The 23,726-nt window shown below is 67.3% G+C and carries 21 protein-coding genes; 9 read left to right on the forward strand and 12 right to left on the reverse strand.

Annotation, left to right across the window (positions count from 1 at the left end):
* Nucleotides 1-10: 10 nt before the first annotated feature.
* From OG293_RS15635 to OG293_RS15675, 9 genes are all read right to left on the reverse strand, one after another.
* Nucleotides 11-904 (reverse strand): hypothetical protein, encoded by an 894-nt coding sequence (locus OG293_RS15635; protein WP_405999401.1) that lies wholly within the window; start codon nucleotides 902-904, stop codon nucleotides 11-13.
* On the reverse strand, nucleotides 904-5,928 hold the full coding sequence (locus OG293_RS15640; protein WP_405999402.1) for a phage tail tape measure protein: 5,025 nt from the start codon (nucleotides 5,926-5,928) through the stop codon (nucleotides 904-906). The genes OG293_RS15635 and OG293_RS15640 overlap by 1 nt, the downstream gene beginning before the upstream one ends.
* A 19-nt stretch (nucleotides 5,929-5,947) precedes the next feature.
* Complete coding sequence (locus tag OG293_RS15645; protein WP_405999403.1) at nucleotides 5,948-6,349, reverse strand: hypothetical protein; 402 nt, start codon at nucleotides 6,347-6,349, stop codon at nucleotides 5,948-5,950.
* Nucleotides 6,292-6,810, reverse strand: coding sequence for a hypothetical protein (locus tag OG293_RS15650; protein WP_405999404.1), 519 nt, complete (start codon nucleotides 6,808-6,810; stop codon nucleotides 6,292-6,294). The genes OG293_RS15645 and OG293_RS15650 overlap by 58 nt, the downstream gene beginning before the upstream one ends.
* Complete coding sequence (locus OG293_RS15655; RefSeq protein WP_405999405.1) at nucleotides 6,810-7,307, reverse strand: hypothetical protein; 498 nt, start codon at nucleotides 7,305-7,307, stop codon at nucleotides 6,810-6,812. The genes OG293_RS15650 and OG293_RS15655 overlap by 1 nt, the downstream gene beginning before the upstream one ends.
* Nucleotides 7,308-7,381: 74 nt before the next feature.
* Nucleotides 7,382-7,807: a hypothetical protein gene (locus OG293_RS15660; RefSeq protein ID WP_405999406.1), complete on the reverse strand. Its 426-nt coding sequence runs from the start codon at nucleotides 7,805-7,807 to the stop codon at nucleotides 7,382-7,384.
* Entirely contained in the window at nucleotides 7,804-7,983 is a 180-nt protein-coding gene (locus tag OG293_RS15665) for a hypothetical protein (protein ID WP_405999407.1), read from the reverse strand. The genes OG293_RS15660 and OG293_RS15665 overlap by 4 nt, the downstream gene beginning before the upstream one ends.
* Nucleotides 7,984-8,231: 248 nt before the next feature.
* Complete coding sequence (locus tag OG293_RS15670) at nucleotides 8,232-8,627, reverse strand: DUF6093 family protein (protein WP_405999408.1); 396 nt, start codon at nucleotides 8,625-8,627, stop codon at nucleotides 8,232-8,234.
* Nucleotides 8,628-8,637: 10 nt separating this feature from the next.
* The gene (locus tag OG293_RS15675) at nucleotides 8,638-9,000 is read right to left on the reverse strand and encodes a hypothetical protein (RefSeq protein WP_405999409.1); all 363 of its coding nucleotides are present in this window, start codon (nucleotides 8,998-9,000) and stop codon (nucleotides 8,638-8,640) included.
* A gap of 253 nt (nucleotides 9,001-9,253) precedes the next feature.
* Between OG293_RS15675 and OG293_RS15680 the strand changes: the two genes are divergently transcribed.
* A complete protein-coding gene (locus OG293_RS15680; protein WP_405999410.1) occupies nucleotides 9,254-9,820 on the forward strand; it encodes a hypothetical protein in 567 nt (188 codons plus the stop codon).
* 30 nt (nucleotides 9,821-9,850) lie between these two features.
* On the opposite strand, the gene OG293_RS15685 is transcribed toward OG293_RS15680, so the two are convergent.
* The gene (locus OG293_RS15685; RefSeq protein ID WP_405999411.1) at nucleotides 9,851-10,822 is read right to left on the reverse strand and encodes an FAD-dependent oxidoreductase; all 972 of its coding nucleotides are present in this window, start codon (nucleotides 10,820-10,822) and stop codon (nucleotides 9,851-9,853) included.
* The gene (locus tag OG293_RS15690) at nucleotides 10,819-12,279 is read right to left on the reverse strand and encodes a carph-isopro domain-containing protein (protein WP_405999412.1); all 1,461 of its coding nucleotides are present in this window, start codon (nucleotides 12,277-12,279) and stop codon (nucleotides 10,819-10,821) included. Before OG293_RS15690 ends, OG293_RS15685 begins: the two co-directional genes overlap by 4 nt.
* 452 nt (nucleotides 12,280-12,731) lie before the next feature.
* On the opposite strand from OG293_RS15690, the gene OG293_RS15695 reads away from it, so the two are divergent.
* Genes OG293_RS15695 through OG293_RS15720 form a run of 6 tightly spaced genes read left to right on the forward strand, consistent with a single transcriptional unit; the run spans nucleotide 12,732 to nucleotide 18,649 of the window.
* Nucleotides 12,732-13,409: a class I SAM-dependent methyltransferase gene (locus OG293_RS15695; protein ID WP_405999413.1), complete on the forward strand. Its 678-nt coding sequence runs from the start codon at nucleotides 12,732-12,734 to the stop codon at nucleotides 13,407-13,409.
* Nucleotides 13,406-14,722: a N,N-dimethylformamidase beta subunit family domain-containing protein gene (locus tag OG293_RS15700; protein ID WP_405999414.1), complete on the forward strand. Its 1,317-nt coding sequence runs from the start codon at nucleotides 13,406-13,408 to the stop codon at nucleotides 14,720-14,722. Before OG293_RS15695 ends, OG293_RS15700 begins: the two co-directional genes overlap by 4 nt.
* Nucleotides 14,723-14,735: 13 nt before the next feature.
* Nucleotides 14,736-15,878, forward strand: coding sequence for a glycosyltransferase family protein (locus OG293_RS15705; RefSeq protein WP_405999415.1), 1,143 nt, complete (start codon nucleotides 14,736-14,738; stop codon nucleotides 15,876-15,878).
* A 45-nt stretch (nucleotides 15,879-15,923) separates the two neighbouring features.
* On the forward strand, nucleotides 15,924-17,483 hold the full coding sequence (locus tag OG293_RS15710) for a hypothetical protein (RefSeq protein ID WP_405999416.1): 1,560 nt from the start codon (nucleotides 15,924-15,926) through the stop codon (nucleotides 17,481-17,483).
* On the forward strand, nucleotides 17,435-17,989 hold the full coding sequence (locus OG293_RS15715; RefSeq protein ID WP_405999417.1) for an FkbM family methyltransferase: 555 nt from the start codon (nucleotides 17,435-17,437) through the stop codon (nucleotides 17,987-17,989). The genes OG293_RS15710 and OG293_RS15715 overlap by 49 nt, the downstream gene beginning before the upstream one ends.
* A 21-nt stretch (nucleotides 17,990-18,010) precedes the next feature.
* A complete protein-coding gene (locus OG293_RS15720) occupies nucleotides 18,011-18,649 on the forward strand; it encodes a histidine phosphatase family protein (RefSeq protein ID WP_405999418.1) in 639 nt (212 codons plus the stop codon).
* Between the two features lie 32 nt (nucleotides 18,650-18,681).
* Here the strand turns inward: OG293_RS15720 and metG are convergent, their stop codons facing one another.
* Nucleotides 18,682-20,406, reverse strand: a complete 1,725-nt coding sequence (gene metG, locus OG293_RS15725) for a methionine--tRNA ligase (RefSeq protein WP_405999419.1) — start codon at nucleotides 20,404-20,406, stop codon at nucleotides 18,682-18,684.
* A 394-nt stretch (nucleotides 20,407-20,800) separates the two neighbouring features.
* Here metG and OG293_RS15730 point away from each other — a divergent pair, with 394 nt between their 5' ends.
* Complete coding sequence (locus OG293_RS15730; RefSeq protein ID WP_405999420.1) at nucleotides 20,801-22,195, forward strand: IS1380 family transposase; 1,395 nt, start codon at nucleotides 20,801-20,803, stop codon at nucleotides 22,193-22,195.
* Nucleotides 22,196-22,430: 235 nt separating this feature from the next.
* Entirely contained in the window at nucleotides 22,431-23,726 is a 1,296-nt protein-coding gene (locus OG293_RS15735) for a nucleotide sugar dehydrogenase (RefSeq protein ID WP_405999421.1), read from the forward strand.

Raw genomic sequence — 23,726 nt, forward strand, 5'->3', positions numbered from 1 at the left:
CGTCCTCCGGTCACAGGGCGGCGTAGGCCGCGCGCCAGGTCACGGCCAGCCGGGTGGTGTTGGTGTAGTCGCGGGCGGTCCACCACAGCTCGCTGGTGCCGGGCGGGATGGTGAAGGTGTCGAGACGGGAGGCTGGGGAGAGGGCGGGGGCGAGGTTGCCGGTGCCGTTCTTCAAGGCCCAGCGGGTTCCGGGACGGGTCTCGATGTCGGCGTACTCCCCGGCCTTGAGAGAGGCAACAAGCTCGATCACGCGCCCCGATTCGACGTGCCGGATACGGGGGTTGGTGCACGGGCCGGTGATCCGAAGCGACGGCCAGGCCGGAAGATCGCCCTCGTTGGCCGCCCAGCCGCGTCGCTCGTCGGGGATGGCGACGCCGGTGGTCAGCGGCGCGATCAGGGGGGCGCGGAACCCACCGAGCCCGTCGGCAGAGAGCGCGAGGGTCACAGTGGAGGCGTCGTCGGCGTGGAAGCGTGGATCGAGGGCGGCAAACTCGACGTCCAAGGGGATCCAGCCGTGCAGGGTGCTGGTGGTGCTGGTGGCCTCGACGCGGCGCAGCCGTCCGTACAGGCGGCGGGTCGTCCGGCCGGGCCATCGCAGCCGCAGCGCGGCATCGGCGCCCGGCGATTTGCGTACCGTCGGGTCGTTCGCGGTGCGCTGCAATTGGGCCAGGAGATCGAGGGCGCGCGCCGGATTGGCCGGTGTCCGGATCCCTGCTTCGATGCGGATGGTGCGCGGCCCGTACAGGTCGACGCCCGCGAACGCCCCGTCATCCACAGGGTTTTCCACATCCTGGGACCGGAGATCGGGCGCGCCGAGTCCTTCTACTTCGCCCACCAGAATGTCCGTTCCGGGCCCGAGGAGAACTCCCGCCAGCTCAATCTGCCACTCGTCGAGTTCAGCCATCACAACCGCCCTCCCCGCTGGGCGCTGCGCAGACGGCGCATCACTTCGGCGCCGATCTGGTGCGGGGTGGCGGAAGTGGCCGAGACGGTGACCGGCATGGTGCCGATGAGCGGCTGCTGCTCGCGGACCACCACGACCTGCACGGCGCCCGCGGGGTGGGCATCGACCGTGCGCACCGGCGCTGACTCCTGTGCGGACGGGGAAAGTTGGAGGCCAAAGCGACCCGCGACATCGCCGAGGACAGTGGTCGCCGAGGCGCGCTTGCTCGCGGCGAGCGGGATGAACGCCTCACCGCCGGTGCCGGCCTCCGCGAACTTGATCAGCGCCGTCGGTGAGGAGTAGATGCCGGGCTCCCACACACCACCGTTCGCGTACGCCTGACCCTTGGTCGCTTTCGCAAGGTCGGCGAGGAACTGGTGCGCGCGCGAGCCGAGGACGGACTTGATGCGGGACTGACCGAGGGAAGCCACCTCGGTGATCCGGTCTTCCTCAAGGCCAGTCGTGTCGGCGACTTTGTGGATACCGGTGGTGCCGGTCTTGATCGCGCCGATGATGGTGAGCAGGTCGGCCAGGTCCTCGGCGGCCAGGGTCTTGGCGGCGGCCTTCGCGGCGTCATTGGCCTGCTTCGCTTTCTTGTTGTCCTTCACGGCTTCGGCGGCGAGTTGCTCGGCGTCCGCGTCGCCCTGCTCGGCGAGCATCGCGGCGAGATCGCCATAGCCGAGGGCAGCGAGGCGGGCGAGGTTCTTCTCGAAGCCAGCCCGGTCCTTCGCAGCGTCCTTGAGCTGTGTGGTGAATTCGCTGAGGGAGGCGCGGGCGCTGGCGGCGAGTTTGTCCAGCTCCTTGGCCATCTGCCGTACGTAACTGCTGGAGCCGGATGCCATCTTGCGGGTCAGCGCGATGCCGTCCTCGCCCATGTCGGCTAGCGCGTCGGCCACATCCTGGCCGGCGCGGCGGGCGACGGTGCCGAGGTCCTTGCGCCACTGGACTGCCACCCTGTTCGACGCCTTGAGCTTCTTGGTGAAGGTGGCGAGGTTGAAACGGCCTTTGCTGTCAGTGGCTTCCGATGCGATCCCCGAGAGCGTGTAAAGACTCGGCGGGGTGTAGTCGAACCCGGACAGCCCGCCGTTCGCGTACCAGGTGACGTCGCCGCCGAAGCGGGTGACGACCTCCTCGATGATCGCCTTGCTGTGCCCGCGCTTGCCTGCGGCGAGCGGTACGTACGCCTCTCCCCCGGTCTCCGGTTCGCCCCAGATACGCCAGGACCCGGCTGGGGCGATCTGCGCGACGTGATGCTCACGCCGTGTGCCCCGTACGCCTCCGTTCGCGTAGTAATCGACGACCGCACCGTCGGCGCGGGCCTGGATCGCGTCGGGGATGCCGTTGGCATCCGTGTCCCAGGAGGTCGGCTTGAGGAAGACGCCGACGCCGACGTTGCGGCCGGTGATGTTGTTGATCGCGCTCTGGATGCTGCCGAGCGCGTCGATCGGGGCCTGGGTGGGGACGGTGATCTCGGCCTTGCCCTTCGGCAGGGTCTTGACCTTGAACCCGAGCTGTTCCAGCGCGGTGCGCGCGGCCGCGGTCGGGGCGTAGACGGTGACGGTCTTCGCGCCGGGGGTCGCGCGCAGCTCTTCCTGGACCGACCGGAGGGAGGTGACGGCGGCCGCGGTCGCCGCACTGACCTTCACGTTCTTGCCGTCCGGTACAGCGGCGAGCTGATCGATCAGTGTCTTCAGGGCCGCGCGGGCTCCCTTGGTGGGCGCCGTGATCTTGATCTGGCGAGTGCCGGCAACGGTCTCAAGGGTGAAGCCGAGGTCCTTGAGGCTCTTCTGTGCCTCCTCGCTTACATCGTCCACCCGGATCGTGGCGGCCTTCGGAAACCGGTCGAACTCCGCTTGGACTGCGAGGAGTTGCGCGAGGGTGGAGTCCATGCCTTCGGTCTCCAGCAGCAGCGATACTTTCGACGGCATGAGTCCGAGACTGTCCGCTACCCCCTCGGCTTCCTTGCGGGTCAGCCCGTAGCCCTGGGCGGCCTTGATGGCCGCCTCGCGGGCCTTGTCCATCTGCTCACGCGCAGCGGCCAGGGATTCGGGGAGCGTCTTGCTGTTCTGCTGGGCGAGCGCGTATGCGGATACAGAGGCGTCCGCGGCGGCATCGCTGAGCGAGGTGAGCGACTGGTAGAGCTGCTGGCCGTTGCGGGTGGCGGTGTTCAGCGAGCCGTTGTTGCCGACCAGGGCTTTGCCGAAGCCGTCTGCCTTGTCGATCCCGTCGGCCAGGGCCTCGTTCACGTCGAGGATCGCGTTGTTCACGCGTGCTTCGGCGGCCTGCAGGGAGATGCTGCCGCCGGAGAGCAGGTCGAGGGCGGTCTTGAGGGCGCGGGTGCGTGTGTCGGCGTCCGCGGTCTTGTCGGCGAGGGCCCCGACGGCGGTTTTGAGCCGGTCGTACGCGCTCGCGCCATTCTTTGTGGCACTGTCGACGTCGGCGAGGCGCTTGGCGTTCTTTGCCGACGCGGCCATCTCGTCCTTGACCTCGCCGAGAGCGTCGGCGGCATGCTTGGCCTTCAGACCGGTGTCGGTGTACGTCTTCGCCGCGCCGCCCTGCGTGGCGATCCACTGGACGTTGGCCTCGGCGGTGGCGTTCAGCTCCGTCTGGAGCTCTTCCAGCGAACGGCCCTGGCCCAGGTAGACGTCGGTAAGTTCGGTCATGGAGACACCGGCCCGCTCCATGACCTCGACAAGTCTCGCCTTGCCGTCGCGGACCTTTGTGTCCAGCAGCATCTGGGCGGCGGCCCGCCGCACGTTGTCATCGATGACCCCGCCGGACTCGCGCAGCGCATCGGTCAGCGTGCTCACCCGCTGCTGGTGCTCAGCCGCCGCACGGGCGGCCTTCTGTTGCTGGGAAGCCAGAAGCCCAAGCCCGAGGGTGACTCCGACCAGCGCGGCACCCCACGGGCCGCCCATGAACCCGACCAGCCCGGACATCGCTCCGCGCACTCCCACACCGGCTGCGCGGGCCATGCCGGTGAGCGTTCCGGTGAAGCCAGCCGCCGGGCCTTGCGCGCTGCGGAAGGCGGCGCCCATCTGACCGACGATCGGGACACGGGCCTGGAGTACGGAGAAGGCCGCGCCGAGCCGCCCGATCGACGTGCCGGTCGACGCAGCCAGGGCCTGTTGAACACGCATTTGAGCGCCGAGGCTCTGCCACGCTCCGGTCAGCCGTCCACCCACGGTGGAGGCGAGCCCTCCCAGGGCGGGAGCGACCCGTCGGGCGAGGAACATTGCGGCGATCGCCGTCTGCACCGGACCCGGCAGGGCACCGAAGGCACGCACCAGCGTCCCGACGCTCTCGCCCACCGGAACCAGAACGGCGGACAGCCCGGCGACGGCAGACAATGCGAAGTTCGTGGTCGTGACGAGGATGTCCAGAGCGTTGGCCGCGCCACCGGACTCGCCTCCCAGCACGCCGAGAGCATGAGCAACTGGCTCCGCGCCGTCGGTGGCGTTTCCCAGTACGTCACCAAGCGCGCGGGCCGCATTGATCAGCAGGTTCAGGCCGGAGGCGAGAGCGTGCTCGCCAAGCGCCTCGAGCGGGCCGAGAAGTTGTTCCGCCTCGTCGATCAGCCCGCCGAGACCGCTGCGTGCCCGGTCCTTTAGCTCGGGCCCGTACAGCGTAGCCAGGTCACGCCCGTACTCGATCGCCGCAACCAGGTACGGCGTCGCACCGGACAGGCCGTGCGTCATCAGCCGGGTCACGTACTCCAGGCCCGGTGCCATCGCGCCGTACAGCGCGAGCCCGGTCTGCTTGGCCTGCTTCTCCAGCAGCGTCATCGCGCCGGACAGTCCCTGACCGCGGGCGGCGGTGATCTGCGCGGCCGCGCCGGATTCCCGTACGGCCAGCGACAGCGCGTCGAAGGAGTCGGTGCCCTGGTGCGCCATGGCGATCGCGCCGGACATGGCGGGCTTGCCGAAGCCGAGCTTCACCGCCTGGGTGAAGTCCTTCTGCGTCATCTCGTGTTGGGCGCGGGAGAGTTCCGCGATGACATAACGCAGGCCCTTGAAGCGGCCCTCGGCGGTCCACGCTTCGATGCCGAGGGCTTCGAAGCCGTCCTTCATCTGCTTGGTGGGGGCGGCGAGGTTGGCCATCATGCCGCGCAGCGCGGTGCCGGCGGTCTGGCCGAGGATGCCGGCCTTGCCGAGCATGCCGACGCCCGCAGCCGCGTCCTCCATGCTCACGCCCAGTCCTGCGGCAACCGGCCCGGCGTAGCGCATGGCGTAGTAGATGTCGATGATGCCGCCGGAGGCGTTGTTGGCAGTGGCGGCGAGGATGTCGGCGGCTCGCCCGGCCTGATCGGCGCCGAGGCCGAACTGATCCATGATGTCGCCGAGGTACTTCGCGGAGTCGGCTGCATTCACCCCGGCCGCGGAGGCGAGTTGGAGCGAGGCGCGCACCGCGCTGATCGCCTGGTCGGTACGGAAGCCCGCCTTCGCCAGCTCCACCATCGCCTCAGCCGCGTCGGCCGCAGTGGTGGTCGGCAGGTTGAGGTCCATGCCGAGCTGGTTGGCCATCCATGCGGCGCGCTGCATCTGCCCAGCTGTGGCACCGGTCACGGCGGAGAAGATGTTCATCTGCCGCTGGTAGCGATTGCCCTCCTCCAGCAGCTGCCCGGTGCCCAGGACCAGTGCCCCGCCGGCGAGAAGCCGGGACAACGCGGCGACTTGCTGCCCAACGCCCTTGAGTGACCGCTCGGCGCCGCTTGCCTCAGCGCTCGCACGGCGGAGACTGCCTCCCGCTTGGCCGCCGCGGGTGCCGAGCGCACCGAGTCGGGTTGCCGCCGTGTGGGCTCGATCGCCGAGCGCGTCGATCCGCTGGGCTGTGCGGCGGCTGGACGCGTCCAGCTGGGCCAGACGCCGGTCGAGGTCGCGGGTGCGGTGCCCGAGATCCGTTGCCGCTTGGGATGCAGAGCGGAGCCCGGAGATCAGGCTGTTGGCCTGCGCAGTCAGCTGGACGGTCAGGTTGTACGTCGGCACCCGCCCTCTTCACCTCCCTCTACGTGTCGTCGTCGCGGTGCAGGTGCTCGTACGCCTGCTGGGGCAGGAGCGTGACCTTGATGCCGTAGCCGGCCCGGCCCTCGGGCACCCGGTCGCGTTCCTGGGCGATCAGCTCGCAGCCGGGGCAGCGCACGGTGTCGGTGACGTACGCGTGCTTGTCGTGCTGCCACTCGCCCATGCGGGTGCGGCAGTCCGGGCAGATGCTGCGCTGCCACTCCTGCCAGGCCAGGGCCTTGGCCCGGTCCAGCTCGCTCCAGTGGCCGTCGCCGCCGAGGAACTGAGAGTGCGGGATGCCGTACTGCTCGCACAGCGCCAGCTCAGACCTCAGTCGCGGGTCGGCCGTCAGCCTTTTCCCAGCTCCGTACGGGACTCCTGCTGCACCTGCCAGGCGGCCTCCCAAAGAGCGTTCGCATCCGGCGCCGACCACGAGTCGAGGAGTTCGCGGGCCTCGCCCTCGCTCATTCCGTCGACGCTGGAGGCTGTGATCAGGGCGGCGGGGAAGGTGTCGGCATTGAATGCAGCGCCGTCGGCGGCCTGTTGGTCGGTCGGTGGGTGGGCGTTGATCAGCTCTTCGAGGACCGGGCGAGGCAGCGCCCGGAAGGACAGGTAGACCGAAGCCGCATTGAGCGCTTCGGCCGCGATCTCGCGACGCTCGGCGGCCTGCGTCGCCCGGGCGGCAAACACCGCGTTGTCCGGGTCGCTGTCGGTGAGGAGCTGGGCACGGTCGGCGGCGCGCTTGGCTTCGTCGTACTCTGTGCGCCGCGCTGCGTCGTCGCAGATCTGCAGAACGCGCTCTGGCAGGGAGCGGCGGCGCAGCCGCTCCAACTTCTGCTCCCAGGACAGGGGGCTCTTCGTTGCCATCAGCTGCCCCCACCCGAAGCAGCAGGCACCGCGGCATCCAGCGCCGGGGGTGAAGTGATCGAGAAGATCGCCTGGAACTTCGCGGCCTCGTTGCCTGCGTTGTACTGCGCGGCGCGGGAGGCGACCTGAACCGGGAAGCTGTCAAGGGCCTTCGAGCCGGGGATGTCGCCCTTGCGCAGGAACACTACGAAGCCGATGGCGCCCTTGGGTAGCAGCGTCTCGATGGTGTCGCTGAGCTGGTCCTCGTAGAAGGTGATCGAGGAGTTGTCGGCCTTGTCGTTGCCGGGGATGGAGGACGAGAACGTCGACGCCATGTCGGGCGTCTCGATCGACTCGTTCGTCAGAGACCAGCCGTCGACATCACTCATCGCCTCGGTCAGGTCGGTGGCGTTCGGGGCGGTGAGTTCCACGCGTGTGGGGATGTTGTTGGTGGCGGCGACTTTCTTCAACCAGTAGATCTTGGTGATGCCGCGCCGCATGAAGCGCTGCTGAGCCACGGGCACTCCGAAGGAGAGAATCTCGCCGGGCTCATCAGCCGGGCGTCCGCGTGGCTCTGCGGTGAGTCTGTAGATCAGGCTGCGGGTGTCACGGTGATCGTGAACCGCTGCACGTAGGAAACGATACTGCCCTGCGAGCCGTCAACCGGATCTCCGTCGGCGTCGTACGTCAACTCCCAGTCGATCACCCGCATTCCGGGAAGCACGAGGTCTCGCACACGGTCGAAGACCGTCGCGCGTACGCGATCGCCCAGCCACTGCACCTGGTCTGCCCGCTCACCGACGCTGGTCGCCTGGTACGCCCACGTCGCATCGGCCTGCCAGTCAGCGAACGACGGACCAGAGAACTCGCCCGGCAGACTATCGAGAATCAGATACGGGAAGGTGGCCGGCTGCCCGTCCGCCGCGAGGGGCAGTACCCCCAAGCCGCACGGCCGCCCGGTTCCGTCGGCAAGGGCTACGACAAGCGCCCGCGTCAGCGGAAGCCGCGGCGGGCTCACCGCGGCAGCACCCCCTTGCGCAGAGCATCCAGGAACCCGGACTGGGTCTGCCGGAACGCGGGCTCGATGTGCGGGAACGGAGGCTGCCGGTACTGACGCCCCAGCCTGTCGACGCCTACGAAGCCGTACTCCAGCCGCCGCTGCTGCGGCGCATCGGTAAACACAACCCCGCTCACCTGCCCACCGCCCACGGTCACCTTCACGTCCCAAGAGGCCCGGTATCGCCCGGTGATCACATTCGGTCCAGGCCGCCCCGAGGAGTTCCTCTGGATCCGCACCCGTAGCAGCATCGCGTGATGCCTAGTGATCGTCCGCGTGCGGGCACGTAGGGCGGGGCCCATCCTCGCCAGGGCTGCCGATAGCGCAATCGGGTCCCGGAACGCCACGGCGTCCGGGTGAGCATTGGAATGCGGATTCGCTGTCATCAGTCCGCTACCTGGAGCCGCACGATCCGTACCACGGCGAAGGTCCCGACGCTGGCATCGGCTACCCGGAAGCGACGTCCGACGAGCTGGGCATCTCGTGTCGAACCGTGGACTGTGATCACGTCGTCGTCGCGCGTCCGCGGAGCGTCGAGGGGCAGGAGGGCCTGATAAGAGGAGACCGCCGGAAGCAGTGCGACCGAGCCATCCAGGGGGGTCGTGATCGCGGGCTGGCCAAGCGGCACGATGGCACCAGGCCCTGCCCAGACGAGCTCGGTGTCCGACTCGGCCGGCCTCAGCTCGCCGGTGATCACATCGAGCACGTCGTCCGAACTGCCACCCGTGTCCCGCCATACCTGCAGTTGGTCGTCGAGCATCGCTTCCGCAACCCGACGCACGCCTGAGAGGTCAAGACCCACGGGCCCACTCCGCAAGCTGCCGCAGCACGGCCGCAGTCCCACCGCCGGGTACAGCTTCCAGGTCCGCCCTGGCAAGCGCCGCCCGCTCAACCTCGACCGGGTCCAAGGCTTCGAGGAACGCCACGGCCGCGGGGCCGGGGTCCGGCTCCACACCAATCTGCGCACTGGCCAGGAGATCAAGCTCGGCCGGCCACGTCTTCGTCGGGGTGAGGTGCAGCAGCACCCGAGGCAGCTCACCTGGGTCGGCGTGCACGTCAACAGCGGCCACATAGTCGCTCACGTCGTGTCCGTCCACAGTGAGCAGGTACGAGCGGCCGTCGAAGGTCATCTGGAACCGGTTCGGTGTCGTCACCGGCGGAGCCTAAACCCAGTGCGCGCCGTTCGGCGGGGGATCGACGATCGCCACCGATCCCCGTCACGCCCTGAACGCGATTTCCTCAATCGCCGAGCGCTCGTACCCCCTTAGCTCGATCATTACCTCATCCCCTTACAGACCTGAAGAATCCGCACCCGCTACGATCCAACAAGCCCTTATATATGGGAGGTTGGGGAGAACTATGTCTACTCCGGAGAAGAGGCAAAGCACGCAGCAGAGCAGCACAACGATGGGGAACATCGCGCTTTCCCTCGTCGGCATGGGGGCTCCGATGCTTATCGCTGCGATCTGGGTCGGTGGCAGCGTCGGCTACCCCGGCCTCTTCATGTTCTTGGCGGGTCTGTTCATCTTTGGCTTGTCCCCAGAAGGACGGGCAGCGGAAGCGGCGCGCAAGGGCAGGTCGACAGGAGGAAGGGCGAAGGGCTCTATCCCCAGCGACGCACGCAAACTCCTCGAACTGCGGCTGACGGAAGTCCTGGCATCAGCTCCTGGGCAGGAGGACATGAGTGTCGTGGGTGCTCGCGCCACCGTGGAGTCTTCCGGAGCCATCGTTCACCGCGCCACAGTCACTCGCATAGCGGCTGGGGCTGCACTGGCGGGCCCCGTCGGCGCGCTCGTGGCCGGCCTCGCCGCGAAGAAGAAGATCGACGATCGGCACATCTTCGTCGTCATCGAGAATCCTGAGGGCGCGCAGCTCCTTCTTGCCGCCGACAAAAAGCGTGAGACAGAAGTGCGCCGTTGGGCCACGCGGTTCAACACCTGGGCCGGCGACCTCGACTCCACCGGCGCGTCCTAGACGCCTTGCCAGGGCGAGGCGGTTGTGCCCTCAGCCTCGCCGCTCGTTCAACACGTCGCCGATCAAGTCCCGGACCTCTTGAGCACAGCCCCACGACAAGGTCACTCCGGCCCCGCCGTGCCCGTAGTTGTGGACCACAGGAACTCCGTCGGCGCGGCGAGTCGACTCGACCCGCACCTCGGGCCGTGTCGGCCGAGCACCCACGCGATGCTCGACGATCCGCGCATCTGCCAGGCGGGGATCGATCACGGCACACCGCTCGACGATGCCCTTCGCCGCAGCCTCGTCCTTCGTCAGGCTGCCGTCACCATCGATGGCGGTACCGCCCAGGACGACCGTGGTGCCGTGCGGGTAGAAGCACACGAGGTCGGGTGACATCCCGGTGTCCTCGGAGAAGAACTCCGTGATGCCCGGGTTCTCCACGACAACGTGCTGTCCGCGGATCGGACGTACGGAGAGATCGTCGGCCAACTCCCCCGCGCCCAGCCCGGCACAGTTCACGACGGCGATTGCGCTTTCGAACTCGCTCAGAGCCTGCACTCTGTGTGTCTCGATCTCACCGCCGAGTTCGAGGAAACGACGGCGCAAGTAGTCGAGGTAAACCGGCATGTCGACAAGCGGAACCGTGAAGCGGTGACCGGAGACGAAGCCGGGAAGCAAGGCGGCGGGGTCGCACGTCCGGAATTCTGGGAGCAGTTCGCTCCATGGCGGTACCTCGACCGGATGGCGGGATGCCTCCACGCCACTCATCATTCGGACACCGGTCTCGGCACTCTCAGCAAGCTGCTGGAACACGGCGAGCGACACGAGGCTCCACGCCCGTACCTTTGCCCAGGGCTCGACGAGGTACGGCCCCCACATGGCACCGGCGGCGAGTGAAGTGCGGCCGGGAATCTCCTCAGCCACTACTCGTACTGGTAGTCCTGCCCTCAGGAGTTCCACCCCGGTGGTGAGACCGGAGACACCTGCCCCTACAACGACGATCGGCGCGTTCGCTGTCATGATCCGACGGTAGCCGTTACGGTGCGCGTCGGGCTCCCATGTTTCGCGATGCGTTCTTCCAGGTCCGGGAGGAAGTCTCGAACATAGGGGTTCCGCTGCCTTCTGCGCAGGTCGCTGGCCAGCTGACGCAGGAGAGCCGTGCTTCGCGGGGATCGCACGGTTTCCAGGCGGGCGGCCGCGGTCTCTCCCACCTCACAGGACCGCTCCAGTTCCCCCGATGCGCTGTAGCCCAAGGCAAGCCAGGCCCCCTCGAACATCGCCCGTCGCTGACTCGGATCGCCCTTCTGTACTGCGTAAGCGCCCGTCTCCAGCAAGTCCTGTCCTTGCCGTATGAACCGCCGTCCGAGGCTCCGGTTCTCTTGCTCCAAGTTCGACCGGCCGAGGTTGATGAGCGCATAACCAGCCTGACACTCCAGGTGGTTGGGGGTGAGGAAGTACATCCAACGCGGCTCCATCTGGGAGCCGGTCCTGTTCTCTATGAGGTTTCGGGCGGCGGCGCTCGTTCGCTCGAAGTCGGAGTTGCGGCCGGCGGCGGCGTATCCGAAGGCGAGGCGGGAGAGAACCGACGCCTGTACCGATGCCGTGCTGCCATCGCTCGCGCGGCGCGCCGCCTCCCCCAGAGCAATCGCATCGGCAGGATGTCGGCGCGATGCGGCTTGGAACGACATGTCGGCGAGGATATGTGCGCAGAGCGCTCGGTCGTTGACCTGGTGCGCTGCGCGCAGGGCTGTGACGAAGTACCGCTGCGCCAGACCGTGGTCGGCGGAGTCGAATGCCATCCATCCGGCGAGTTGCCCGATCTCAGCCAGCGCGCGGATCAGTCTTGCGGTGACGGCATCCGTGTGCCCGCCCTCGTGGATCAGTAGCCCAACCGATCGGAACTGCGCCCCGACATAAGGGAGATGGCGAGCACCACCGTGCTCGTCGTCGAGCTGCTGGAGCAAGGGCACGTTCTGCTCGACCTGGGATACCAGTGGGTCCGTGGAGGTGTCCTCGCTGAGCCTGGGGCTCAATGCCCCTCGGCCTGCAATGCCGTCCAGGTACTGAGTGACAACTGCAAGGAGACCCGAACCCGAGACCGCCAGGAAGCGGCGCCGATCGACTAGTCCGCCGAGCACCCAATCCTCCAAGAGGTGCGCGAGCCCCTGGGGATTCCAGGTGTACGCCATATTCGCATCCGCGGGTACGAACGCGACAGAGTCGGATGCTCTGCCCTGCCACAGCTCTTCGACGGACACGACGCGGCGCAGTTCCTGGGAGAGGACGTACGCCGTCATGGTGGGCAGGGGAGCCCGCGGCACTCGGCCGGCGTCACGCCAGTGATACGGAGCCGACTCGGCGACAGTACCCGTCCCGAAAACGTGGTTGATCTTGCGAGCCAGCACCTTGGGGCTCCAGTCCAGCTCCCCCAAGCAGCCGGCCAACGCATCGTTCGGGCCCTTGGCCGCTGTCGCCATGCGGCGTACCTCCGTACGTCTGATCACCAGGCTCACCAGACCCTTGCCCTTTGTCATTCCCGGTTCCACCGGGTTGCAGAACTCGGCTTGAAGTTGACCGTGTTGACCGTTCTTTCGCCTCCCCCAGGCGCCCGGTCTCCTGTGTCCTGGTTAGGCGATCACCGCAGTCCAGATGGCCCCCGGAAGTCCGGCCAGATCGGCGGCTCTGCCCCGTTTCCCCCTCAGGGGCGGAGCCGCTTTCCTACCCCTTTCGGAGGCGTATGTCATGCCAACGCTCGTCGCTCGTTCCGGCCTCGTGGGCGCTGAGGGCGAAATGTCTCGGCGACTGAACCGCCTGCTGACGGTGAGCGAACTTCTCCGCAGGCCATCAGCCTGTCGCCCGACGTACCTCCCCAAATCTCGACCGAGTTCCACGCGCGACGCAACCGCCGTGTGGAACAAGAGAGGCCACGATGCACAGCACCAGAGAACATGACTCGGAGCAGTCCGATTGGGCACAGCGCCAGATCGCCTACTACCGCGCACGGGCCACCGAGTACGACACCGCGTATGCAGACCGGATGCAGCTGCCGCAGCTCGCTAAGGTCCTCGACACTCTGCCTGTGACCGGCCACGTCCTGGAGTTGGCGTGCGGTACAGGGCAGTGGACCAGGCTGCTCTCCAACCGCGCGAGCAGCCTGACAGCGCTGGACGCCGCACCGGAGATGTTGGATGTCGCCCGCGGCCGAATGCGGGGCACGACTACCCGATTCATCGAGGCGGACGTCTTCAGCTGGGAGCCGGACCGCCAGTACGACACCGTCTTCTTCGCCTTCTGGATCAGCCACGTGCCGCCGGCTGAGATGGAAGCGTTCTGGGATCTACTGAGGTGGGCGCTTGCCCCAGGTGGCTGCGTGGTCTTCCTCGACGACTCCCACGCCAAGGCGGAGATCGAAGAGCTGGTGGTCGAAGCTCAGCTACCCACCGTGCGCCGCAGGCTCTCCGACGGATCTCAGCACCTCACAGTCAAGGTGCTCCACGACGCTGCCGGTCTCACCAAGCAGCTGAACAACCTGGGATGGGAAGCCCACATCGAGCAGGTCGATCCGTACCACTTCGGCGGCATCGCGCGTCCCAGGGAGCGCGAGTGACCGAGATCGACGGATATCCCGCGCGACCAAGCGTTCGCGCCGGCGAAGTAATCCGGCTGCATATCGCCACATCGGCGCCCCGGTTCCACGTCGACTTCTACCGCTGGGGAGCAGCTCCCCGACACAGGGGACATGTCGAGTGGCCCGGACGAGCAGCTGCCCCGCGCCGGTTCGACACGGACTGGCAGTGGCCTGTGTACGAGTTCCTCGTACCGCACGACTGGAAGTCCGGGGTGTACTTCGCGGTCTTGAGCGTGGAGCCGACGTCTGGCACACCAGCCCTGGACTCGCGGGAGGCCAGGATGCTCCTGGTCGTCACACCGGCTGCTCCCTCGGGCCAAAGAGTCCTCTACAAGATTCCGTCCTTCACCTACCACGCGTACAACACGACAGGCGGAGGCAGCCTCTACAGCGCCTCCCGAGTGACCCTGCGCCGCCCCGGGGGCGGTGTCGGAGGCCCGGTCAAGGGCCTGCCCGACCCGTACGACACCTCATCCCCCCGCCAGACGTTCGCGCACTGGGACGCGCCCTTCATCTCGTGGATGGAGAAGAACGGGGTCGAGGGCGACTACTGCACCGACCTGGACCTCCACGAAGGCCGCCACCTGGGCGACGGATACCGCCTTCTGGTCTCCGCGGGACATGACGAGTACTGGAGCCCTGAGACGCGCCGGAACGTCACCGCGTTCCGGGACGCGGGTGGCAACATCGCCAACTTCGGTGCCAATACCTGCTGGTGGCGGGTGAGGGTCGCCCTGGACGGCGGCGGACTGGACTGTGCGAAGTTCCCTCCCGGAGCCCCCGCCGGGACTGATCCGGACAGCTCCTACGGCTGCCCGGACCGCTGGTGGGAGGAAGAGCCTGAGAACACTCTGCTCGGCGTGAGCTACCGAGGCGGCGGTGGTCACTGGGACGGTCCGCGAGCACCGCTCGGTTTCACCGTCACGGACGCGGACCACTGGGTGTTCTCAGGAACCGGCCTGAAGACCGGCGACGTACTCGGTCGCGACCGTGCCCTGGTCGGATACGAGTGCGACGGCGCCGCCTATGAGATCGACGCGCGGGGACGCCCCCGCCCGACGGGCCAGGACGGAACACCGAAGGACTTCGAAATCCTCGGCATCGCCCCACTGCCGTCCGACTGGAACTTCGCGGCACGGGAGCCGATGACCAGCCGCCGCGCGGCCACCCTCGGCCTCTACACCACGACCGGCACAGTCTTCACCGCCGCCACCACCGACTGGCCTCGCCTGCTTGCCACTGACCTCCAGGTCGAGGCCATCACCCGCAACGTCATCACCCGACTCTCCTGACGAAAGGATCGTCGTGTCAGAGTACGTACAGCCGCTCAACGTGATCATCGGCGTCAACGGCATCGGTATGGGGCACTCCGTCAGACAGAGCGTGATTGCCCAGTACCTCCGCGACCGTGGGCACCAAGTGCGGATCGTCACCAACGGCTCCGCCCGGGTCGAATACTTCCGGGACCTCGGCTTCCTCGCATGGGACGGGTGGATGCCGACCCTCATTGCCCGCGGTGACCGCATACATGGCAGCGACGCCGTACGAGCAAACATCCGGCAGGCGCCCGCGGGCATCGCCCAACACCTGCGGCTGCGCCAGATTATCCGGCGCACCGGTGTCCCGGACGTGTTCATCACCGACTACGAGCCCAACACCCCACGCCTCGCCTACCACTTCGGCAAACCGCTGATCTCCGTCGACCAGCAGAGCAAATACCGGCACCTCGACCTGCCGACCGTCGGCCGATACGCCCGCACCGCCGACGAGCAGCGACTGCGCTACTTCACGCCCCGCGCCAACCGGTCCTTCATCTGCTCCTACGTCCCCCTGGAGGCCGACGACAGCACACTGGAGTTCATCGCTCCCGTCGTTCCCGACCTGGTCCGCTCCACGCCGGTCACCACCGAGCCCGTCGCTACGGCCTACTTCTCGCGCTACTTCGACCACGGACCGGAGGAGTCCGTCCGTACCCTGGCCGAGGTCTTCCGTCAGTACGTTCCCGAGCGTGCGCTGCGTATCTACGCGCACTCCGACGAGATCGAGAACCTGCGTCAGTACGCCGAGGGAAAGATAGAGATCTGTGCCTTCGACCGCGAAGCATTCATCGTCGACATGGCGCGATCCGAGGCAGTCTTCTCCAATGCCGGCTTCAACCTCATCAGCGAAGCGTTCGTCCTCGGCAAGCCGGTCCACCTGGTGCCACTGCCCACGTACGACCAGCACTGGTGCGCCCAGGTCGTCCACGAGGCGGAACTCGGCACCTCAGCACCGCGCATTGACCGTGGAGCGATACTCGACTTCCTCAACCGCAGCCGGGAACTTCGCAACAACGTCGTACGCCACCGGGACCAGCACCTCACGTCGGACCCCCGGGAGCGGATCGTCTCCTACCTCGAGAGCTTGCCCGCGGCGAGTGGGCGGCTCCTCTTCCCGTCCGCCCGGTAGGCGGTCATGGAGATCGCGCCGCCCAATACGACAATGGACACTGCGGTGGCCGTGGTCGCAATCGTCGCCTGCTACCGCTTCGCCATCTCACCCGCCGTACGAGCCCTCGCACAGCAGCCAAGGGTTCTGCGACGAGCTGCGATTACCGCCATCGCGCCCGCCGCGTTCCTCGCGGTCCGCCCACTTCCCGAGCCCGGCCCTTTCCGCTGGTTCACCCTCTTCATGGTCGCGCTACTCACATGGCAAGGCACCACCAGCGACTACGACGTGACCCAGCCCATCAGGCCACAGCTCCGCGACAAGCGGCTGCTGCTGCTCCTCGCGGTCGCCGCATGCTTGTGGACGCCAGCCCTGCTGCCGTGGCTCGCCGTGTACTGCGGCAAGCTGCGTGGCTGGAAGCACCACGCGATGATGCCCCTGCGCCTGCTCAAGGCACATCTCGCCTGGTTCCTCGCCGCGATAATCCTCGGCCCCAGAATCTCCGCGTCGGCATTGCTACTGGTGATGGGCTGCGTCTCGCTTTCGCACTACGTCAAACCTGCCTGGAGTAAGGCCCGCCTGGGGCCGCGTCCATGGTCGTGGGCCTGGCACAACCGTACCCATTACCTCATCGCCGCCGCATACTCCTGGGGCTGGGCGCGGTTCCTGCCCGCCAAGACCATGGCCCGCGTACTGCGCGGGGTACAGGTCGTCGACCGTCCAGTCAACTTCCTCACGATGGCCGTCGAGACTGCCGGACTGATCGCCTTCCTCGACCGTCGGCTCCTGGTCGCGGTCCTAGTTGCAACCGTCCTCTTCAACGTGGCCGTTGCGCTCGCCTCAGGGATCCTCTTCTGGGAGAACATCAGCACCAACACGGCCCTGGCGATCACTGTGGCGCTGCTTCGGGATACGGACTACGGCGCGGTATTCGGCTGGCCCGCCGCTTTGATCGCGCTAGTGGTGCTCCTGCTCAGCGCCGCTGACCTGCTGTGGCAGCCCTGGCACCTGGGCTGGTGGGACTCCCCCTTCACCGCCCGCATGCGCTGGCAGGTAGAGACCGTCTCCGGCACGAAACTGGGTCTCTACAACGACTTCATGTGCCCGTACGAGCGCGAGTTCGGCCGCGTCCTGGGCTACTTCCTCACCGCGGAGCCCATCCTTCACGGCCACCTCGGGATCGTATGGGACCGACAGCTACGTGATCGTCTCGTCCAAGCGGACGGCAACCGCGACGAACTGCGCGCCCTCAAGCAGACCTACGGCCAGGTGCAGGCGGACGAGGAGCAGGCGCGCGACCACATCGCGTTCCTGACTTCGATGTTCACCCGCCTTAACACCGGCACCCCGAAGGGCCCCTTGCCTCGATCATTGCGCCGCCTCAAGGCCCCCGGCGGCCAGCTCTACCTATGGGGCGATCTGCCTCCCTACCGCGGCGAGGAGCAGGTCCGCCGCATCACCATCCGCTACCAGGAACGCTGCTACCGCCCGGCCACCGGCGACCTCGTCCTGCTCACCGATCACACCGTGCGGGAGATCGAACTCCTTGCACCCACCCCTGACCGCTGGAGTACCCCATGCGCAAGGTCTTCATCGACTGCGGCACCAACCTCGGAATCGTGCTGAACCGCTTCATCGACGAACTCCCGGACCACGACTTCTACGCCTTCGAGCCCAACAAGGACCTCCATCCGTCCATCCGCCGGGAAGTCGCACGGGCCGCCCACTCTCCCCACGTCGAGATCTCCCGCAGCGCGGTATGGACCCACGACGGAACGATCGACCTCTTCCTCGGCCACCACGAGAGCTCCACCGTGATGCCGGGCAAGCGCGTGCCGCCAATGTACGACCAGCAGATCGACTACAGCGCGCCCGTCGCCGTGCCGGCCACCGACTTCAGCGCCTGGATACGCCGCACTGTCACCCCTCATGATCACGTCGTCGTCAAGATGGACATCGAGGGCGCCGAATACCCCGTCCTGAACAAGCTTCTCGCCGACGGAACGCTGAGTCTCATCTCCGTCCTCTACATCGAGTGGCACTACGACCGCTTCCCCGCCATGAAGCAAGCCGACCACGACCAGCTCGTCGGCGCCGTATCCGCGTGCGTCGACGTACGCGACTGGGACTGAGGCGAGGAAGGGGTACGAGCCATGCACTCGAAGTACATCTACTTGATCAAGCACGGTGAGACCGAGGAGAACCTCCAGGGCATTCACCAGGGCCGGACCGTCGGCGGCCGACTCAGTGAGCGAGGGAGCAACGATGTCCGCAACGTCGCTACCAGCCTTGCCGCAGCCAGGATCACCGTGGACCAGATGCTGGTCAGCCCGATGTCACGCTGTCATGAGTCCGCCGCGCTGCTGGCTGCCGCGCTCGCCCCGGCTGACATACGCGTCGACGAGCGACTGGCCGCCAAGAACAGCGGCCATCTCGGGGGCCGGCCACGGGAGTTCGCACAGATCGAGGCTTCTCGCCACGGTGTGCCCATCCACCAACTCCGCACACCGGAAGGCGAGTCATCCGAGGACGTCCAGGCCCGCTACGTACGCGCGTGGGACGAAGTCGCCTCCAGTCCGTATCGGACTACCGTTCTAGTCGGCCACGGAGGGGGGATCGCCTGCCTACTGCTGTGGCTCACGCAGAACAGCTTCGACCGGTACCTCGCGTACGTACCCGGCTCCGCGGGCGTCACCTGGATCGAAGTGGACGAGGGCACCCCTCGGATCCGGCTGATGAACGTGCCGCCCACAGAGCTACCCGGTCACCTCGCGGCCCGTACCGCCCAATGAGGACGGGGGAGGTACGGGTGCGGCGGTTACGGTCAGGCGGTCTCGGCGCCACCGAAGCGGTCACGGTAGGACTCCAGGTCCTCCTCCGTGATCTTCGCGAAGAGCACCGGCGGCACGGTAAAGGCGGCACCGGCCGGGACCATGTCCAGGGCCTTTGCCTGCTCGGCGGTCACCCAAGTCGCGGTGTCACCCTCCAGCGCGAAGGCTCCGCGCATGGCGGCGGCCGACGCAGGGATGAACGGCTCGGAGACGACTGCGTACAGGTGGATGAGGTTCATCGCCGTACGCAAGGTCAGAGCGGCGCCGTCCGGGTCGGTCTTGATCTCCAGCCAGGGGGCCTTCTCCTCCAGATAGGAGTTGCCCGCGGACCACAGGGCGCGCAGTGCCGCTGCGGCCTTGCGGCACTGGAGGGCCTCCATGTGTTCCTCGTACTCGGCGAGCAGCCGAGCGATTTCCTCGCCCAGCTTCGCCTCCGCCTCACCGGCCGTGTGGCCCGCCGGGACGGCATCGCCGAACCGCTTCCGCGAGAAGGACAGGACGCGGTTGACGAAGTTGCCGAGGGTGTCGGCCAGGTCTTTGTTGACCGTCGCGGAGAAGTGCTCCCAGGTGAACGAGGAGTCATCAGACTCGGGAGCGTTGGCGATCAGGAAGTAGCGCCAGTAGTCGGCGGGCAGCAGCTCCAGGGCGGCGTCCGTGAAGACTCCGCGCTTCTGGGAGGTGGAGAACTTGCCGCCGTAGTACGTCAGCCAGTTGAAGCCCTTGACGAAGTCGACCTTCTTCCACGGCTCACGGACTCCCAGTTCGGTGGCCGGGAACATCACGGTGTGGAAGGGGACGTTGTCCTTCGCCATGAACTGGGTATAGCGGACGGTGTCGTCGGCCTCGTACCACCACGACTTCCAGTCCCGGGTCTCACTGTCTGGGGCGGCGTCCGCCCACTCCTTCGTCGCGCCGATGTAAGCGATCGGGGCGTCGAACCAGACGTAGAAGACCTTGCCCTCGGCCGCGAGTTCCGGCCAGGTGTCGTCCGGGACGGGGACACCCCAGTCCAGGTCCCGAGTGATCGCCCGGTCGTGGAGACCTTCAGTCAGCCACTTGCGAGCGATGGACGTGGACAGGTGCGGCCACTGCGCACTGACGGAGCTGATCCACTCCTCGACCTCGTGCTGGAGCTTGGACTGGAGCAGGAAGAGGTGCTTGGTCTCCCGGACCTCCAACTCCGTGGAGCCGCTGATCGCAGAGCGCGGGTTGATCAGGTCGGTCGGGTCGAGCACTCGGGTGCAGTTCTCACACTGGTCGCCGCGGGCCTTGTCGTAGCCGCAGTGTGGGCAGGTGCCCTCGACGTACCGGTCCGGCAGGAAGCGGCCGTCGACGGGCGAGTACACCTGGCGGATCGCCCGCTCCTCGATGAACCCGTTCTCGTTCAACTTCCGCGCGAAGTGCTGGGTGATCTCGACGTTCTGCTGCGCCGAGCTGCGCCCGAAGTAGTCGAAGGCCAGCTCGAAACCGTCGTAAACGGCCTTCTGTACGTCGTGGGCCTGAGCACAGAACTCGGCGACCGACAGCCCGGCCTCCTTGGCGGCCAGCTCGGCAGGCGTGCCGTGCTCGTCAGTGGCACAGATGTAGAGGACGTCGTGGCCGCGCTGGCGGAGGTACCGGGAGTACACATCCGCCGGAAGCATCGACCCGACCATGTTGCCCAGGTGCTTGATCCCGTTGATGTAGGGAAGCGCGCTGGTGACCAGGTGTCGAGCCATCCTCGGATGCTCCATTTCGTACGTACGGCGCCGGTGACAGTGCCACGGCGGGCCCAAGTCGGGAGGTTGCAGTCGACGCGACCACTCAGGCCGCATGGGGATATCACGCACGGTGACGGATCGAGGCTGCAAGCTGCCGCCATCGTATCGAATCCGGGCAACGCCCTTCCCACAGGTTTTCAGGGGCGCCGGGGCGGGGCTGAAAAGGCGCTCGACCGTCCGAGACAGGCGGCCAAGCGAGTCTCGTACGGCCGAGGCACTCCCCATCTTAGCCTTGATCCACCGATCCGGCATCTGTGGATAACTCTTCTTGAAACGAGGAAGTGCCTCGTGACCTGCGATGATGGGAGTTCTTCAGGCTTCCAGCACGCGCGATCAGCAAGGCACTTCCGAGATGCAAGTTTCCCATACGCCGGCGGCGGTCTCCGCTGTGTTCGATGATCCGAATCTGATCGCGCAGGTTGGGCTGGTCCCGGTGCTGCGGCTGGCCGAGCGGTGCGGGCTGTCGCGACTGGTGACGGAGAAGGTGAAGCTGACCGGGGCGAGGAACGGGGCGGGTGCGGCGGCGGACGCCAAGGTCACCAGCATCGTCGCGGGCATGGCAGCGGGCGCGGACAGTATCGATGACCTGGCGATGTTGCGTCACGGGGCGATGCCGGCGGTGTTCGGAGGTATTCGCGCCCCGTCCACGCTGGGCACGTTCCTGCGTGCGTTCACCCACGGACACGCTCTGCAACTCCACGCCGTGCACCGCAGGTTCCTCGCCGCACTCGCCGCGCGCACCCCGCTGCTGCCGGGTGCGGGTGGTGAGGTGGCGTTCGTCGACGTCGACTCCACCCACAGGCGGGTCTACGGCCGGGCGAAACAGGGCGCCGAGTACGGCCGGTTCAAGGGCATCCGCACCCTGCACCCGCTCCTCGCCACGGTCTGCACCCCCCGGTCGAGGCCGGTGATCGCCGCAGTGCGGATGCGACGCGGCAAAGCAGCAGACTCCCGGGGCGCCCCGAAATTCGTGAGCGAGGCCCTGGCCACCGCCGCCGAGGCCGGCTGCACCGGGACCCGTATCCTGCGGGCCGACTCGCAGTTCTACAACGCCGGGGTCATCGCCGCCTGCCGCCGGGCAGGCGCCCACTTCTCGGTCACCACCGGGATGAACCCCTCCATCAAACGGGCCGTTCTCGGCATCCCCCACGACGCCTGGCAGCACATCAGTTACCCGACCGCGGTCCCCGACCCCGAGACCGGTGAACTCATCTCGGACGCCGAAGTCGCCGAGATACCCGAGTACACCGCGTTCACCGGCCGCAAGAAGGCAGATCGGGTCACCGCCCGGCTGATCGTGCGCCGGGTCCGTGACCTGGCCAAACCCGCCGTCGTGGGCGAGCAGGACGAGCTGTTTCCCGTCTGGCGCTACCACCCCTTCTTCACCGACCAGCCCGCCGCAACGCTGCGGGCCGAGCGGGAACACCGCCACCATGCCGTGGTCGAGCAGGTCATCGCGGACAGCAAGGCCTCGGCCCTGGCCCATCTGCCGTCCGGGCACTTCCACGCCAACGCGGCCTGGCTCACCCTGTGGGCGATGACCTACAACCTGCTGCGGGCCGCTGGTTCCCTGGCCTCTGCGTTCCACGCCAAGGCCACCACCGCTACTCTCCGCGCCCACCTGGTCCAGGTTCCGGCCCGCATCGCCCGCTCAGCGCGACGCGTCACTCTGCACCTGCCCCACAACTGGCCCTGGCAGCACGCCTGGACACACCTCTTCACCACCGTCCACGGCCCACCCGGCTGACCCGAACAGCCCCTGCCCACCCCGCCCACCAGGGCCCAACCGGAACCGAACCCGTGGAAAAGCTGGGCAGACCAGCAGATGCCGCCTGCCCACACCCAGCCACCAGCCCAAAGCGGACACAGAAATCGATCAGAAGATCACTCTCGAACCACCTCGGTGGATCAAGGCTTAGGGCCACCGCATCGCCAAAGATCCGCATGCACTGCCTTCACACGATTCCAATGAGGTGGACAGCATGATCGAAGATTCCGAGTCCTCGCAGCTCCGCGTGGTCGTCGTGGGCCAGGGATACGTGGGGCTGCCGCTCGCGGTCAGGGCCGCCGAAGTGGGACACCTTGTCGTGGGTCTCGATGTTGACGTGCAGCGGGTGAAGCGCCTCATGCTCGGAGAGTCGTACGTGGGGGACATCCCGGACACACGGCTTGCCCCGCTCCTCCCAACCGGCGCCTACCGCCCGACCATCGACAGCTCCGACTGCGCGGACTTCGACATCGCAATCGTCACCGTTCCGACGCCGCTGCGCGACGGCGTGCCGGACCTGTCTCATGTAGAGGATGCGGCCCGGATGCTCGGCCGCCACCTTAGGCGGGGAGCGACGGTCGTCCTGGAGTCCACCACGTATCCAGGCACCACTGAGGAGCTCTTCGGTCCGCTACTTGAGCGCGCATCCGGTCTGATCGCCGGCGTCGACTTCCACCTCGGCTACAGCCCCGAACGCATCGACCCCGGCAATCCGAGCTGGACGCTGGAGAACACCCCGAAGGTCATCTCCGGCATCGACACCGCTTCCACGGAAGCAGTCCACCGCTTCTACGCGTCCCTCGTCGACACGATCGTGCCGGTCGCAAGCTGCAAGGAGGCCGAACTGACGAAGCTGCTGGAGAACACCTTCCGGCACGTGAACATCGCCCTCGCCAACGAGCTCGCGATCTTCGCCCACGAACTGGACATCGACGTCTGGGCAGCCATCGACGCTGCATCCACCAAGCCGTTCGGGTTCATGCGCTTTACCCCGGGCCCCGGCGTAGGCGGCCACTGCCTGCCCATCGATCCGTCGTATCTGTCCTGGCGCGTTCAACGCGCCCTTGGGCGCAACTTCCGCTTCGTCGAGCTGGCGAACGACGTGAACAACCACATGCCCGACTACGTGGTCCGCCGCCTCGCCGACGGTCTCAACGAGCGGAAGAAGCCCCTCAACGGATCCCGGATTCTGCTGCTCGGTCTCGCCTACAAGGCCAACACCGGAGACGCCAGGGAAACCCCGGCAGCGCGGATCGCCGAACTGCTCACCGGCATGGGCGCCGAGGTCCAGGCGGCCGACCCTCACGTGGTCGACGACGCTCACCCCCGTGCCGCCAATCTCGTAACCGTTCAGCGCGTCGACGTGACCCCCGAGCGTCTCGCCGCGGCCGACGCCGTCGTCCTGCTCGCCGATCACGACGCCTTCGACTACCCAGCGATCACCGCACACGCTCCATACATCCTCGACTGCCGCCGCCGACTCGTCGGCGCACACGTCGACTCTCTCTGA

Source organism: Streptomyces sp. NBC_00829, assembly GCF_045161795.1.
In the GTDB taxonomy this organism is placed as follows: Bacteria; Actinomycetota; Actinomycetes; order Streptomycetales; family Streptomycetaceae; genus Streptomyces.